This window comes from Thioalkalivibrio sp. ALE31, assembly GCF_000377405.1.
Taxonomy (GTDB): domain Bacteria; phylum Pseudomonadota; class Gammaproteobacteria; order Ectothiorhodospirales; family Ectothiorhodospiraceae; genus Thioalkalivibrio.
Genome location: NZ_KB905023.1, coordinates 26,977 through 42,877 on the forward strand (window position 1 = coordinate 26,977; position 15,901 = coordinate 42,877).

A 15,901-nucleotide genomic window follows, 5' to 3' on the forward strand; every position below is an offset into this window, starting at 1 on the left:
GGTCGCGTCTCGATCAAGTGTAGAGGACGCCGTGCCGCCCGGCGGCCTCGCGTCGTCAGTGCGGCGTGATCCTCACGCTCTGCTCAGTCGGCCGCCGCCAGCAGGCTGGCGTTGCCGCCGGCGGCCGTCGTATCGATGCACAGGTGGCGCTCCACCACAAAGCGTTCGGGCGCGATCAGGGCGGTTTCCAGCGCAACGATCGGCCCGTCCCGCTGTGCCAGCGCCTGACGCAGCGCTCGGGTCCAGTCGCTCACGCCGGCTGCGGCCACCGCGACCAGCCCCTCCAGCGCAGCCAGCGCGTCCGGTTCCAGCGCGCCATCGATCCCGACCAGCGGCACACCCTCCCCGCGCAACGCGCGCGCCGCGCGCTCGGCCCCCGGTGCCAGCATGATCACGGGGCAGCCCGCCCCCAGCGCCTGCACCGCCTGCGCCAGCGAGACCTCCGCACCCGGCCCCAGGCACAGCACCGGGCCGCGGGGGTACAGGCGCAGACGATTGCTCTCGCCGGTCGGGCCCGGCAGCGTATGCGGGCTGGTGTCGAAGGCCGCAGTCTCCGCCAGGGCCTTGCGCAGCAGCCCCGTGCGCTCGGGCAGCGCCTTGCGCAGTACGTGCATGCGGTCGGTACGCTCGGCCCAGCCGCTCGCGTCCAGGGCATCCAGGGCCTGTTGCAGGCGCTGCGGGGCCACCCATTCCGCCTGCGCGCCCGCCTCCGGCGGGTCCGGCCGCTCCGCGGCAATGGACGTGCGACGGGCAAAGCGCGTCAGGTACAGCGGCCCGCCCGCCTTCGGCCCGGTGCCGGAGAGCCCCTCTCCGCCGAACGGCTGCGAGCCGACGATGGCGCCGATCTGGTTGCGATTGACGTACTGGTTGCCCACGCGCAGGCGTTCCACCACCTGCTGCACGCGGTCGTCGATGCGGGTATGCAGACCGAAGGTCAGGCCATAGCCGCGGGCGTTGATGGCATCCACCACCGCATCCAGCTCGCGGGCCCGAAAGCGCGCCACGTGCAGCACCGGCCCGAACACTTCGCGCTCCAGCTCGCCGATCCCGGACAACCGGACGATGGACGGTGCGACAAAGCGGCCGTGCTCCGGTACCGGGAGGGACTTCAGCAGCCGCCCCTGCTCCTCCTGCGTCCGCAGGTAGTCGCAGATATCCACCTGGGCCTCAGCATCGATCACCGGCGAGACGTCGGTCGCCAGCTGCCAGGGATCGCCGATGCTCAGCGCGTCCATCGCGCCCTGCAGCATCTCCAGCAGGCGGTCGTAGGCCTCGTCCTGCACGTAGAGCATGCGCAGCGCCGAGCAGCGCTGCCCGGCGGACTGGAAGGCGGAGGCCAGGATGTCGCGCACCGCCTGCTCGGTCAGCGCGGAGCTGTCCACGATCATCGCGTTCAACCCGCCGGTCTCCGCGATCAGGACCGCATCCGGCCCGGCGTTGTCCGCCAGGCTGCGGTGGATCAACTGCGCGACCTCGGTGGAGCCGGTAAAGCAGACCCCGGCAATGCGCGGGTCGGCGGTCAGCGGCCCGCCCACCGTCGGGCCATCGCCCGGCAGCAGCTGCAGGGCCGACTGCGGGAGACCGGCCGCACGCATCAGCTCGACCGCGCGGGCGGCGATCAGCGGGGTCTGCTCGGCCGGCTTGGCGACCACGGTATTGCCCATGGCCAGGGCCGCGGCGACCTGCCCGGTGAAGATCGCCAGGGGGAAATTCCACGGACTGATGCAGACGAACACGCCGCGTGGCTCCAGCTCCGCCTCCTGCCCCAGGCGTTCGGCCTCGCCCGCGTAGTAGCGCAGGAAATCGGCCGCCTCGCGCACCTCGGCAATGCCGTCCCAGACGGTCTTCCCGGCCTCGCGGTTGGCCAGTGCGATCAGTTCCGGGGCATGTTCCTCGTAGCGGTCCGCGATCGCGCGCAGCAGATCGGCGCGCGCCGTCACCGGGTGCGCCGACCAGTCGACGAACCCGGACAGGGCCGTGTCTAGCGCCTGTTCGACCTCCGCCGCCGTGGCCTCGCGGACCTCGCCGACCACGGCACCGGGATCGGAGGGGGAGACCGCAACGCGCGGCGCGCCCTGCGCCGCGTGACCTTCCACCAGCATGGGTGCGGCCTGCCACTGCGTCTGCGCGAACGCCTCGCGCGCGGCCAGCAGCGGCAGGATGGAGGCCGGCTCGTTGACGCGGTACCCGCGCGAGTTCTGTCGCTGTGGCCGGTAGAGATCGACCGGGTCACGGATGGCCGGGTTGGCCACGGCGTCGCCCAGCGCGTCCAGGTCGGCGATGGGATCGCGCGCGATCTCCGCGGGCGGGATGCTGCTGTCCACCACCTGGTTGACGAACGAGCTGTTGGCGCCATTCTCCAGCAGGCGCCGCACCAGGTAGGCCAGCAGGTCGCGGTGCGCCCCCACCGGCGCGTAGATGCGGCAGCGGGTGCCGGCCGTCGCCTTGACGATCGCGTGCACCGACTCCCCCATGCCGTGCAGGCGCTGGAATTCGAAGCCGTCACGGGCGTCGCCGGCCATCGCCAGCACCGCCGCGCAGGTGTGCGCATTGTGGGTAGCAAACTGCGGGTAGATGCGGTCGCGCCGGTCCAGCAGCATCTGCGCACAGGCGATGTAGCTGACATCCGTGTTGACCTTGCGGGTGAAGACCGGGAAGCGTTCCACGCCCAGCTCCTGGGCCTGCTTGATCTCGGTATCCCAGTAGGCGCCCTTGACCAGACGCACCATGATGCGCCGGTCCAGCCGCTGCGCCAGCGCATACAGCGCCTCGATCACCGGGGCCGCGCGGCGGCCGTAGGCCTGTACGACCACGCCAAAGCCGTCCCAGCCCTCCAGCTCCGGGTCCGCCAGCAGGGCCTCGATCACGTCCAGCGACAGGTCCAGACGGTCCTGCTCCTCGGCGTCGATATTGAACCCGATGCCGGCGCGCGCGGCCTGACGCGCCAGCTCCTGCGCCCGCGGCACCAGCTCCGCCATGACCGTCGCGCGCTGGGTGTACTCGTAGCGCGGGTGCAGCGCGGAGAGCTTGACCGAGATGCCGGGGCTGGAGCGCACGTCGCCTTGCGCCTGGTTCGCGATCTCGGCGATCGCCGTGGCATAGGCCTGGTGATAGCGGCGGGCATCGGCATCGGTGCGCGCGGCCTCGCCCAGCATGTCGTAGGAATAGGTGTAGCCCTCGTGTTCCCTCTCGCGGGCATTGCGCATGCCCTGGGCGATGGTCTCGCCAAGCACGAACTGGCGACCGAGCAGCTTCATCGACTGCGCGACGGCCGTGCGCACCAGCGGCTCGCCGACACGCCGGATCAGGCCGCGCAGCGCGGCGGCCGGGCGCTGCGGATCATCGTTCAGCACCTTGCCGGTCAGCATCAGCGCCCAGGTCGAGGTATTCACCAGCGGGGACGATGAATGCCCGAGGTGGGCCGCCCAGTCGGAGGGCTCGATCTTGTCCTGGATCAGCTCATCGATGGTCTCGGCATCCGGCACCCGCAGCAGCGCCTCCGCCAGGCACATCAGGCCGACTCCCTCCTCGGTGGACAGGCCGTACTCGGCCAGGAAGCTCTCCATCATCGACGGCGTGGTCTCGGCGCGTACCCGCTCGACGATGCGCGCGGCCTCCGCCGCGATGCGGGCGCGGGCCTCGGCATCCAGCCGGATGCCGCCACGCAACTCCCGCAGTACGGCCGCCTCGTCGGCCGTGTAGGCCTCACGGATGCGGGCGCGGTGGGGATCGGACGCCGGGTCGCGTGTCGGGTGCGGGCGGGTGTGGGGCTGCGTCATCGGCCTGCTCCTGCGGTGCCGGGGTTGGCTCGACCGGGCGCCGGCCTCTGACTGGAAGCATAGACGGGCGCGTCCGGGGTCCTCGGGGCCTCAGGGTCACAGATGCCCCGTCTTCACGTAGATCAGGGTCTCCTGTTCCACCCAGGGGTTGTGTTCGCTCAGGTGCGGGTTGCGCATCCACGTGCCGGCGGGGTAGCGCCCGTGCTCGTCGATGAACTCGCCGGACAGCACCAGGATCTCCTCCCCGCCCCAGTGCCGATGGGGCTGGAAGTGCTCGCCGGCTGGCCAGTGCACCAGTGCGGTGTGCTCGGTCCCGAAGCTGTGCAGATGCACGACCCGCAGCCCGCCAATGCCCGGCTGGAACGGCGCCGAACGGGTATCCACCACCACCTTGTCGCGGTCCTCCGGGGCGAACTGCTCGAGCTTCACGAACAATGTGCAGCCGGGGTCCGAATGCGGCGCGTGGCGGGAACCGGGCGGGTTGCGCAGGTAGGTGCCAGCGGGATAGTCCCCGGCCTCGTCAGAGAACACGCCGTCGAGTACCAGGATCTCTTCGCCCAGCGCGTGGGTGTGCGGCGGGAAGCGGGCTCCGGGCTGGAACTGCACGACGCTGGTGGCGCGGCCCGCTTCCGCCAGCTCGCGTTCCAGCGGCTTGCGCACCACGCCGTAGGCGCGGCTGCCGCTCCACGACATGGCGGCCGTCTCCTCCACCACCGGCTGCTGCAGATCCAGATTCAGGGCTTCCATCGCGCGCTCCGTTCATCTCCCCAGTCGAACACGCGACCCGCTGTTAGTTCCTGGACAGGGAGCAGGCCCTCAGTGGTGGTGCCCTTCGTGCCCCGGATGATGACCGTGATGGTCGTGATGGCCGCCCCCGGAATACGCCCCTGGCGAGCCACCGGACTCGCCCTGATAGCCGCGGGCCTCGCGATAGCGCGCCTTCTGCTCCGCGTCGAGCAGCGCGTCCATCTCCAGGTGGTAGGACAGATGCACGTGGCGCAGGCGGCCACGCAGCTCGCCGATCTCGACGGTCAGCGCCTCAATGGTCGCGCTGCTGATCCCGCCCTCCGCGAAGCGCGCATCCAGCTCCCGCTCCCGCTCCACGATGCGCCGGCCAAGATCCCGCGCCTGCTCCCGCATCGCCTCGAACAGGCGCTCGGTCTCGCGCCGCTGCTCGGGCGTCAGCTCCAGCGAGTCGGCCAGCTCCAGCACATGCATCGGCCCCGGATAGCCATGCAGCTCGGCCGGCAGAGCCATGCCCATACCCCGACCTTCGAGCAGATCCTCGGTCTCCTGCGCGGAGAGTGCCTTGATCTCGCGTGCCTGCAATTCGGCGTACGGATTGGCCGCAGCCGGCGCCGCAACGACCAGTGCAAGCCCCACAACCAACCACCCGGAAGAACGGAGTACGCGATGCATGATGGAACCCTCGACGGTAAAAAGTGTTCGCATTGTAGATCGCTGGCGATCTCGGGGCGCGGGATCACTACGGGACGTCTAGACTCCAGAGCGGCACCCAAAACAACCAAAACAGAAAGGACGCGACATGCTGATTATCGGACTGATTGTGGTCGTTGCCGCGCTGGTGTTCGCCACGGCGAAACTGCGCGTGCACCCGTTCCTGGCCCTGCTGATCGCCGCCTTTGTGATGGCGATCATCGGCGGCATCGCCCCGCGCGAGGCCATCAGCGTCATCAACGACGGCTTCGGCAGCACCCTGGGCTATATCGGCATCGTGATCGCGCTGGGCACGATCATCGGGGTCATCCTCGACCGCACCGGCGCCGCCGTGGTCATGGCGGAGGCAATCATCCACACGCTGTCCGACCGCTTCCCCACCCTGACGGTCTCGATCATCGGCTACATCGTGTCCATCCCGGTGTTCTGCGACTCGGGCTACGTGATCCTGAACTCGCTGAAGAATGCCCTGGCCAAGACCGCCGGTATCTCGGTGGTCGCCATGAGTGTCGCGCTGGCCACCGGCCTGTTCGCCACCCACAACTTCGTACCGCCCACCCCCGGCCCGATCGCGGCCGCCAGCAATGTCGGCATCGCCGATGCGCTGGGCCTGGTGATTCTGGTCGGCCTGTTCGTGTCCGCGGTGGCGGCCGCCGTCGGCTGGCTGTGGGCCAGCCGCTACGCGAAGGCCAACGACGACGAGCTGCTGGAACCGGACCCGATCAGCGAGGCCACTGGTCAGGAGATCGAGAAGGAAGAGATCAAGCTGGAACATCGCCCGACGACCCTGGGCGCCTTCATGCCCATCCTGGCGCCGATCGTGTTGATCTCCATCGGCTCGGTGGCCGCGCTGGCCACCCGCGATACCGACCCCGGCATGCTCGCCGCGGCCCTGATCTTCCTCGGCACCCCGGTGGTGGCGCTGGCGATCGGCGTGATCTTCGCGCTGCTGCTGATCAAGGGGGCCGGCATCAAGGACCGCTTCCACCAGATGACGGTGGACGCGATCCTGCTGGCCGCGCCGATCATCCTGATCACCGGCGCGGGCGGCGCCTTCGGCAACGTGCTGCGCGAGACCCCGATCGGCGATCAGCTGGGCGACCTGCTGAGCGGGCTGGGCCTGGGCCTGCTGGTACCGTTCCTGATCGCGGCCGCACTGAAATCCGCGCAGGGCTCGTCCACCGTGGCACTGGTCACCGCGTCCAGCATGATCGCGCCGATGCTGGCCTCGCTGGGCCTGGATTCCACCATGGGCATGGTCCTGGCGGTGATGGCCGTGGGTGCCGGCGCGATGACCGTCTCGCACGCCAACGACAGCTTCTTCTGGGTGGTCACCCAGTTCAGCCGCATGAAGGTGTCCACCGCGTACAAGGCGTTCACCACCGCTACGCTGCTGCAGGGCATCAGCGCGATGATCACCATCTACATCCTGGGGCTCATCTTTGTCTAGGGGGACGCGGACTAATCGGCACGCTCGCGTTGGTCATTTCCGGGTGGTGGTGTGCCCGGACAGCTACAAGGGAAGCCTCGAGGCCGAGGACGTGGCGGCCGCCATGGCCCGGGGCGTGCACGCGGCCCGCCCGGCTGCCCGGGTACGCGCCCTGCCCATGGCCGACGGTGGCGAGGGCACGGCCCGCCTGGTCAGCCATACCCTCGGCTGGGCCTGGCACCTGTCCGACGTGACCGGCCCCACCGGCAACCACTTGAGCGCTGGCTGGGGCTGCGATCATCGCGAGCGGCGCGCGGTGATCGATGTCGCCTCTGCCTGCGGCCTGGACCGGATCCCCGACGATCGCCACGACCCCTGGCAGCTCCACAGCTTCGGGGTCGGCGAACTGATGCTGGCCGCCCTGGACGCGGGCGCCGAACACCTGCTGATCGGTCTCGGCGGCAGCGGCACGGTGGACGGCGGCGCGGGCATGCTGGCCGCGCTGGGCGTGCGTTTCCTCGATGCGCAAGGGCAGCGCCTGCCGCCCCACCCCGCGGGCCTCGCGGATCTACAACGGGTGGACTTCGACACACTGGACCCGCGCCTGGCCCGCGTCGACATCACCGTCCTGAACGACGTCGACAACCCGCTGACCGGGCCGCATGGCGCGGCGGCCGTGTTCGGACCGCAAAAGGGCCTGAAGACCGCGGACATCCCGGCCATGGATGCCCACATGGAGCGCCTGGCCGCCGCCATCGAGGCCGCGGGGCAGTTGCAACGGCCCGTCGACACCCCGGGGGCCGGCGCCGCCGGCGGGCTCGGCTTCGCGCTGGACTGCGTCCTCGGCGGTCGCGCTCGCATGGGGGCCGGCTACCTGGCCGAGCTGATCGGACTGGATGCCGCGCTGCGGGAGGCCGACCTGGTCATCACTGGCGAGGGCCAGCTCGACGGCCAGACCTCGCACGGCAAGGTCGTCGCCGAGGTGGTACGCCGCACCCGCGAGCAGCAGGTGCCGGTCGTGGCGGTGGCCGGCTCCATCGCCTGCGACGCGGCCGAACTGGCGGCCTTTGGCCTGAGCGATGCCCGCGCCCTGTGCGATGGCAGCATCACCCTGGACGAAGCCCTGGCCCACCCCGCGCGCTACATCGCCGAGCGCACCCGCGCCCTGGTCGAGGCCCGTCAGTCGGCGAACTCGCCGTCCGCACCGGGCTGAACATCACCCCACGGAACGCGCGAGGGCAGATCCGGTCCGATGGCCCGGACGCCAAAACACCCACCAAGGAATGACCCATGACCGAGCAGGATGACGCGCTCTTTCGCCCCTATACCCTGGGCCCGCTGGAACTGCCGAACCGGGTACTGATGTCGCCGCTGACGCGCTCGCGCGCGGCCCAGCCGGGAGACGTACCCACCGACCTCAACGCCGAGTACTACGCCCAGCGCGCCGGTGCCGGCCTGATCATCAGCGAGGCCACCCAGGTGTCGCCACAGGGCAAGGGCTACGCCTTCACCCCCGGCATCCACTCGGCGGAACAGGTGGAGGGCTGGCGCAAGGTGACCACGGCCGTGCACAACGCCGGCGGGCGCATCCAGGCGCAGCTGTGGCATGTCGGCCGTATCTCGCGCCCGGAGCTCCAGCCCGATGGCGCGCTGCCAGTCGCGCCCTCCGCGATCCAGCCCGAGGGTGCCTATACCTTCATCAGTGCCGACTCCGGCATGGTCGAGGTGCAGGAGCCGCGCGCGCTGGAGCTGGACGAACTGCCCGGGATCGTGGAGCAGTACCGCCAGGGCGCGCAGAATGCGAAGGCCGCCGGCTTCGACGGCGTGCAGATCCACGCGGCCAACGGCTACCTGCTGGACCAGTTCCTCCGCAGCGGCAGCAACCACCGCGGCGATGCCTACGGTGGCTCGGTGGAGAACCGTATCCGCCTGCCGCTGGAGGTGGTGCGTGCGGTGATCGAGGTCTGGGGCCCGGAGCGGGTCGGCATCCGCGTCAGCCCCACCGGCAGCTTCAACGGCATGCGCGACGATGACCCGCTGGCCACCTACAGCGCCTTCGCCCAGGCCCTGGACGCCACTGGCATCGCCTACATCGAGGTGGTGGAGGACTCGTTCCAGGGCAACCACGAGACGGGCCGTCCGGAATCCATCATCGACGCGATCCGCTCGCGCTTCAGCCGCACCTACATCGGCAATGGTGCCTACACCGCCGACGAGGCCCGCCAGCGCATCGCGGCCGGGCGCTGCGACCTGGTCACCTTCGGCCGCCCATTCATCGCCAACCCGGACCTGCCCGAACGCTTCCGCCTGGGCGCCCCGCTCAACGAGTGGGACGAAGCCACCTTCTACGGCGGCGACGCGCGCGGCTACACGGACTACCCCGCACTGACCTGATCCGCAGGCACGAGACCCGGGTTCCAGGGCCCTGCACACCTCAGCCCGGGTCTCGAGTCACCTCGCGCTCGCCATGCAGCGCGCAAGAGTCGGCGTCGGGTAACCCCTTCGCTCCGCTGAGGCGCGACAAGGGGCCACTCGACACCCACTGCCCCTGGCACGCGGCTGCGGCGTCAGTATTTTTTACACATCCCAACCAGCACCGCCCAAGCCCGAACTTTTACGATCAATAAATCAATATCTTGTTGATATGGCCCCTGAATTGCTTGCAGACCGCCGGGCTACGATTTTTGCTCCGGGGCACCCGCCCCGAACCGCATAAAGGAACATGACGCGAGACCCTCGGCCTCGGGTCACCTGTCGACAAGGAAGAAAGATGAACAAGAAGTCGCTTGCCACCGTTCTGGGTGGTCTTGTCCTGGCAATGAATATCTCTGCCGCCCACGCCTTCGCGATCCTGCACTTCGAGGATGCAACGGCGGGCACGAGCGTGGTACCCAGTGCGCTCGACACCCTGGGATTGAGTGGCACAACCACGTTCACGAACAACACCACCACCTTCAACAGCCTGATCGCCAACAACCAGTACGACATGGTGATCTTCGGCGAGCAGGGTGGTTTTAGGTTCTCCGACGTCCAGACCAGTCTTTCCGGCTATCTGGCCGGCGACGGGCTGGTGCTGGGCACCACCTGGAACACCGGCTCCGGCTTCTTCGATTTCATGGGTGCCGACAACCGCACCGGCACAAACGACGCGACCCTCGAAATCGACGGCCATCCGATCTTCCTGGATCTCCCGGACCTGATCGACCTGCAGAATCCGGGCTGGGGCGTCTGGTCCAGCGGCTGGACGGCCGGCGCGGGCGCAACCGGTCTCGGCAGCCTGGCCGGCGGATCCGCGGCGGTCCTCGGCAACAATGGCCAGAGCCTGCTCCTGGGGCCGCTGTTCGACGCCTATGCCGATACCGGCGCGGGAGCGCAACTGGTCGTCAACTCCATCCAGTTCCTGCGCGGGGATCCCACCCCGGTCCCGGAACCTGAAGCCATCGCCCTGATGGCCATCGGTTTGCTGGCACTCGGCATCGTGATGCGCCGGCGTGACCCGAAAGCCGGGTAACCCCGGAGTCCACCATTACCCCCGCCGTCGGCGGGGGCGCCTGCGCGCCAGAAAACCAGACAACTGCGCGGCCGGGTAAACCGGGCGTCGCATCAGCGCATGGACTGCACCAGGCGGTAGCGATCCGCCTCGAAGGCGCGCAGCGTCCGGTGTGGCGGATAGGCGAGGCCGTCCACCGCCTCCAGCGTATAAACCGCAGGCCGCGGACTCTGCAACCCGACATGGATGCGGCTGAGGTCACCCTGGGAAATCTCCCATTCGACCTGGTTGCGGGCGATCACGCCGACCTTCACCGTGTCCCCCTCGCGCCACCAGCCCCGCAGACCGGTCGCCATTTCGCGGATCCCGTCACCCGCAACGTTGTACTGGACGTGGCTGCGCACATACCAGACACGGCCGTCGGCACCCGAGTTGGTGGCCCAGACCCCGGTCCCGCCCTCCGGGGCCGTTTGCGCGGTCATGAATTTCATGTCGAAGCGCAGCTCGTAGCCATGGAGCGGATTGGCGAACCGCCACATGCCGTCCAGTAGGGGATCATCCGTGGAATCCATCGGGGACGCTGCGGGCGGGCTCGCCGGGGCCGGTGCGGGCTCGACAACCTCGGGGGCCGGCCTCGGGGCCGCCGCCGACTCGACAGGCGCAACCGGCGCCGGTTCGCGCACCCGCCCCCGGACTGGCGACGCCGGCAGTCGCGACTCGGCCACTTCTTCGGCAGGCTCCGCCCGGGTCTCCGCGACGACCTCGCCCCCCGGCTCGGGTACCGGCTGCGCCCAGGCCTGCTGCAGGAGTCGCTCGATGAGTTCGTCCACACTGGCCTGCAGCGCACCCTCGCGGGCAATCCGGATGCGGTCGCTGGCCTGCCAGGCCTCGCCGGCCTGGGCGGTATGCGCGTTCTCCTGTTCCTGCGAATACACGACCTCGCCGGTCTCGCGCTCGCTCAACGTGTAGCGCACACGTTGGGTCACGGTCATCTCGCGACCAGCCCAGGGCTCGTCATGCTCCAAAACGTCCATCTGCAGGAAATAAGGGCTGTCATCGGACGGGTCGAACACGCCAGCCTGGCGCAAGTAGGACTCGACGCGCCCCTGGAGGAACCCCGGCGTTAACCGCGAGCGCGACACCTCGTTGCGCACCCCCACGTACCCGATCCCCTCACGCAGCGGACTCGTCGCGGGGACATCAGGCCGTTCCGCCTGCGCCACGACCACCCGAGATTCCACCGTCGCGCAGCCGCCTAACAAGACCCCGAAACCCAGCAGCCCGAGCACGGCCAGGCCGCGTGCCGTTACCCCCCGCCAACCCGCCATATCCGAACCCCGCTCGATCGATGCCCCGGGAATCATAGCCCAGGCGGCCCGGGAAATTCGGATCCACGCTGCGTCCGACTCGAGCGCGAGCGCGAGCGCGAGCGTGTACCTTGCTCCGTGCTTCCTAGACGGCGACGTCGGCCAGGTGGCCCTTGCCTTCCAGCCAGGCGCGGCGTTCGGAGGCGCGCTTCTTGCCGAGCAGCATGTCCATCAGTTGCTGGGTGTCGTCGGCGGCGTCCAGCGTGAGCTGCACCAGGCGCCGGGTGTCCGGGTTCATGGTGGTTTCGCGCAGCTGTAGCGGGTTCATCTCGCCGAGGCCCTTGAAGCGGGTCACGGAGACCTTGCCCTTCATCTTCTCCGCCTCGATGCGTTCCAGCACGCCGGCCTTCTCGTCGTCGTCCAGCGCGTAGAAGGTCTGCTTGCCGACGTCCACGCGATAAAGCGGCGGCATCGCGATGTAGATATGCCCCCGCTCCACCAGCGGGCGGAAGTGCTTCAGGAACAGCGCGCACAGGAGGGTGGCGATGTGCGCGCCGTCGGAGTCGGCGTCGGCCAGGATGCAGACCTTGCCGTAGCGCAGCCCGTCGAGGCTGGTCTGCCCCGGATCCACGCCCAGGGCCACGGAGATGTCATGGATCTCCTGGGAACCCAGCACCTGGTCGGGATCGACCTCCCAGGCATTCAGGATCTTGCCACGCAGCGGCATGATCGCCTGAAAGTCGCGGTCACGCGCCTGCTTGGCGGAGCCGCCGGCCGAGTCGCCCTCGACCAGGAACAGCTCGGTGCGCTCCAGGTCCTGGCTGGCGCAGTCGGCCAGCTTGCCCGGCAGGGTCGGCCCCTGAGTGACCTTCTTGCGCACCACCTTGCGCCCGGCACGGCTGCGCTTCTGCGCGTTCTGGATCGCCAGCTCGGCGATACGCTCGCCCTGCTGCGGGTGCTGGTTCAGCCACAGGCTGAAGGCATCCTTGACCACGCCGGAGACAAACGGCGCGGCCTGGCGCGAGGACAGGCGTTCCTTGGTCTGTCCGGCAAACTGCGGGTCCTGCATCTTGAACGACAGCACGCTGGAGACCCGCTCCCAGACATCCTCCGGCGCCAGCTTGATCCCGCGCGGCAGCAGGCTGCGAAACTCGCAGAACTCGCGCACGGCATCCGTCAGACCGGTGCGCAGGCCGTTCACGTGCGTGCCACCCTGAGTCGTCGGGATCAGGTTCACGTAGCTCTCGCTGACCACCTCGCCGCCCTCCGGCAGCCAGGTGACGGCCCAGTCGGCAGCCTCGGTGGCCCCGGAGACCGAGCCCATGAATGGCTCTTCCGGCACACGATCGAGGCCATCCAGGGCCTCCACCAGATAGTCGCGCAGCCCCGCCTGATAGCACCACTCGCAGGCCTCGCCGGTGGTCTCGTCGCGGAACGTGACCGTCAGGCCCGGGCACAGCACGGCCTTGGCGCGCAGGATGTGCTTGAGCTTCGGCACCGAGAACTTCGCCGAATCGAAGTACTGCGGGTCCGGCCAGAAATGCAGTGTGGTGCCGGTATTGCGCTTGCCGACCTCCCCCACCGCCTCCAGGTCCTGGGTCTTGTGGCCGCCGGCGAAGGCCATACGGTACTCGCGCCCGTCGCGCTTGATCTGCACCTCGAGCTGCTGTGACAGCGCATTGACCACCGAGACGCCCACCCCGTGCAGACCGCCGGAGAACTGGTAGTTCTTGTCGGAGAACTTCCCGCCCGCATGCAGCGTGGAGAGGATCACCTCGACTCCCGGGCGGTTCTCGCGCGGGTGCAGATCCACCGGCATGCCGCGGCCGTCATCCGACACGGAGACCGAGTCGTCCTTGTGCAGGATCACGTCGATCCGCTTCGCGTGGCCGCTGATCGCCTCGTCCACCGAGTTGTCGATCACCTCCTGGGCGAGGTGGTTCGGGCGAGTGGTGTCGGTATACATGCCCGGGCGCTTGCGCACCGGGTCCAGCCCCTCGAGGACCTCGATATCGGATGCGGAATAGCTCACACAGGAACCCCTTTATTGATATGGACCGTGCCCCGCGCCGGGCACCGCCTCGGCCATCATGCACCGTCATTGCGAGGAGCGAAGCGACGAAGCAACCTCCCAACGAACCCCCCGGCGTTGGTCCGGGCCAGCGCCGGGACCGTCCACGGAGATCGCCACGCGCCTGCGGCGCTCGCGATGACGGTGCCTTTACCTCGTCCTTGCGAGGAACCAAAGGCGACGAAGGAACCCCTCAACGCAAGCCCCGACGTCCGCGCCTGCCGGCGCCGGGGCCACACGCATGGATCGCCACAGCGCTGCGCGCCCCGCGATGACGAGGGTGGCGGGTTTCGTTACCGGCGTGTCCCCTCGTCCCGGACTGTGCGCAGCGTACCAAAGCCCGCGGGGGAAAGGCTGCTTGCAATCCCGGGGCCGATCCCAACAATGCAGGACAGATTCCGTATCCCCGTCTTCACAGGAGGTTTCCGATGGAAGAAGCCGCGAGCATCACTGGCAACGACATCCTCGACGTGACCCAGGAGGATTTCCAGCAGGCCGTGCTGGACGAATCCCACAAGCGCCCGGTCGTGGTGGATTTCTGGGCCGCCTGGTGCGGGCCCTGCCAGCAGCTGATGCCGCTGCTGCAGCAACTGGCCGCGCAGTACGCCGGCAAGTTCCGCCTGGCCAAGGTCAACAGCGACGAGCAGCAGGCCCTGGCGCAGCAGTACGGTGTGCGCAGCCTGCCCACGGTGATGATCTTCCGCCACGGCAAGCCGGTGGACCAGTTCATGGGCGTGCAGCCGGAGCCGAACATCCGCGCGATGATCGACCAGTACCTGGAGAAGCCCTCCGACAAGCTGATCGAGAAGGCCCGCGAACAGGCTCAGGCCGGAGACACGGACGCGGCCCTCGCCACGCTGCGCGCGGCGCTGGAAGAGGACCCGGACAACGGCGACCTGCGCATCGAGCTGGCCCGCGCGCTCGCCCAGGCCGGCGACCCGGAGGCCGCCGAGGCCGAGCTCGGCAAGCTCCCGCTGGACCAGAGCGAAAAGGAAGAGGCGAAGGCCCTGCGTGCCCGCCTGGTATTCGCCAAGACGGCCGCCGGCATCGACCCGCAGGCGCTGGCACAGGAGCTGCAGGAAGGCGATCCGCGCCCCGAGGCACTGGAGCAGATGGCCGCCTACGCGATGCTGTCCGGCCGCGCCGAGGAGGCGCTGGGGCTGTACCTGCAACTGATGAAACAGCACCGCTCCTACAACGACGGGGCCGGCCAGAAGGGCCTGCTGGCCGCGTTCGAGGTCCTCGGCAACGATCACCCGTTGGTAGGACAGTTCCGCCGGCAGATGGCCTCGCTGCTGTACTGACCGGGCTCCGGTTGCCGTCACAGCATCCTTGCAGACGGCTACGACTTCGAAGTCGCCCCGTCGGCCAGAGGGCTGGCCTCCTGCAGCACGCGGCAGGCCCCCCGTAGGAGCCGAGCCCCCTCGGCGATTGGCGTTGATCAACCACCATCGATCCGAACTGCACCTGCGACGGGAACCACGGTGTGCAGGGCAAGCGCGGGCGGGGATTCGCGAGCAGGCTCGCTCCCACAAAGGGGCCCTTCCCGGGTGGGTCGAGCCGGGCCGCTGGCTGCGGCCCGGTCGACGTCCGGATCAGTTGCTGCCGAGGATGCGCTCGATCACGGCCTGCGGTTCCTGGTAACCGGAGAGCTGCTGGCCACCCTCGGTGATCAGCGCCGGGGTGCCGCGCAGGCCGAGCTGCTGCCCCATGGCCATGTGCTGATCCTGCGGCGTGGCGCAGCTGCCGTCGATATCGTTCAGCTTGTCGCCTTCCTTGGCCCGGTCCATCGCCTCTTCGCGATCCTCCGCGCACCAGATACGGTCCATGATCTCCGGGGAATCACGTCCCAGCACCGGGAACATCAGGTAACGCACCTTGATCCCGGCCGACAGATACTCCGGCAGGTCCTGATGGATCTCGCGGCAGTAGGGGCAGTTCGGATCGGTGAAGATGTTCAGCACGCCCCGGGTCTCTCCGTTCGGCGAGTAGGTCACCAGCTCGCTGTCGTCGATGGCGGCGAACATGTCCGCGCGCACGCCGCTGAGCGCGGACTGGGTCAGGTTTTCGCGGGTCTCCAGGTCGACCATGTTGCCCTGGATCAGATAGCGCCCGTCCTCGGAGACATAGAGGATATCGGTGCCGTAACGGACCTCAAAGACACCTTCCATCGGCGTCTCGCGGATGCTGTCGATCTCGGTATCCGGGATGACCCGGGCCATGTATTCCTCGATGGCCTCGGTGGCCATGAGCGGGGTACTGATGACGGCCAGGGCCGCGGCAAGGGGAAGAGCGCGTTTCAGGGACATGGATTCTCTCGTATCGATACAAAAAAGCGGCGCCAGTTTACCAGCCTCGCGGGGGTAT

General features: G+C 68.8%; 11 protein-coding genes. 5 read left to right on the forward strand and 6 right to left on the reverse strand.

Translation table 11 applies throughout. The features are described from left to right. Positions 1-83: 83 nt before the first annotated feature. The 3 genes from putA to D103_RS0107980 form a co-directional block, all read right to left on the reverse strand. Complete coding sequence (gene putA, locus D103_RS0107970) at positions 84-3,779, reverse strand: bifunctional proline dehydrogenase/L-glutamate gamma-semialdehyde dehydrogenase PutA (RefSeq protein WP_018876439.1); 3,696 nt, start codon at positions 3,777-3,779, stop codon at positions 84-86. A gap of 96 nt (positions 3,780-3,875) precedes the next feature. Next, the gene (locus tag D103_RS0107975) at positions 3,876-4,526 is read right to left on the reverse strand and encodes a cupin domain-containing protein (protein ID WP_018876440.1); all 651 of its coding nucleotides are present in this window, start codon (positions 4,524-4,526) and stop codon (positions 3,876-3,878) included. 69 nt (positions 4,527-4,595) lie between these two features. Beyond that, positions 4,596-5,198, reverse strand: a complete 603-nt coding sequence (locus D103_RS0107980; RefSeq protein WP_369772234.1) for a Spy/CpxP family protein refolding chaperone — start codon at positions 5,196-5,198, stop codon at positions 4,596-4,598. Positions 5,199-5,325: 127 nt separating this feature from the next. Here D103_RS0107980 and D103_RS0107985 point away from each other — a divergent pair, with 127 nt between their 5' ends. The 4 genes from D103_RS0107985 (at position 5,326) to D103_RS0108000 (ending at position 10,177) form a co-directional block, all read left to right on the forward strand. After that, positions 5,326-6,687 carry a GntP family permease gene (locus D103_RS0107985; protein ID WP_018876442.1) on the forward strand — a complete coding sequence of 454 codons (1,362 nt, stop codon included), beginning with the start codon at positions 5,326-5,328 and terminating at the stop codon, positions 6,685-6,687. 43 nt (positions 6,688-6,730) lie between these two features. Then, entirely contained in the window at positions 6,731-7,879 is a 1,149-nt protein-coding gene (locus D103_RS0107990) for a glycerate kinase (RefSeq protein WP_018876443.1), read from the forward strand. A gap of 77 nt (positions 7,880-7,956) precedes the next feature. After that, positions 7,957-9,060, forward strand: a complete 1,104-nt coding sequence (locus D103_RS0107995) for an alkene reductase (RefSeq protein ID WP_018876444.1) — start codon at positions 7,957-7,959, stop codon at positions 9,058-9,060. Between the two features lie 376 nt (positions 9,061-9,436). Beyond that, a complete protein-coding gene (locus D103_RS0108000) occupies positions 9,437-10,177 on the forward strand; it encodes a PEP-CTERM sorting domain-containing protein (RefSeq protein ID WP_018876445.1) in 741 nt (246 codons plus the stop codon). Between the two features lie 92 nt (positions 10,178-10,269). On the opposite strand, the gene D103_RS0108005 is transcribed toward D103_RS0108000, so the two are convergent. Both D103_RS0108005 and parE read right to left on the reverse strand, forming a co-directional pair. Further along, positions 10,270-11,484 carry a hypothetical protein gene (locus D103_RS0108005; RefSeq protein ID WP_231366600.1) on the reverse strand — a complete coding sequence of 405 codons (1,215 nt, stop codon included), beginning with the start codon at positions 11,482-11,484 and terminating at the stop codon, positions 10,270-10,272. A gap of 124 nt (positions 11,485-11,608) precedes the next feature. Beyond that, positions 11,609-13,495: a DNA topoisomerase IV subunit B gene (gene parE / locus D103_RS0108010; protein ID WP_018876446.1), complete on the reverse strand. Its 1,887-nt coding sequence runs from the start codon at positions 13,493-13,495 to the stop codon at positions 11,609-11,611. 467 nt (positions 13,496-13,962) lie between these two features. Here parE and trxA point away from each other — a divergent pair, with 467 nt between their 5' ends. After that, positions 13,963-14,838 (forward strand): thioredoxin, encoded by an 876-nt coding sequence (gene trxA / locus D103_RS0108015; protein WP_018865720.1) that lies wholly within the window; start codon positions 13,963-13,965, stop codon positions 14,836-14,838. Positions 14,839-15,129: 291 nt separating this feature from the next. Here trxA and D103_RS0108020 read toward each other — a convergent pair whose 3' ends face one another. Continuing rightward, a complete protein-coding gene (locus D103_RS0108020) occupies positions 15,130-15,843 on the reverse strand; it encodes a DsbC family protein (RefSeq protein ID WP_018876447.1) in 714 nt (237 codons plus the stop codon). Positions 15,844-15,901 lie beyond the last annotated feature (58 nt).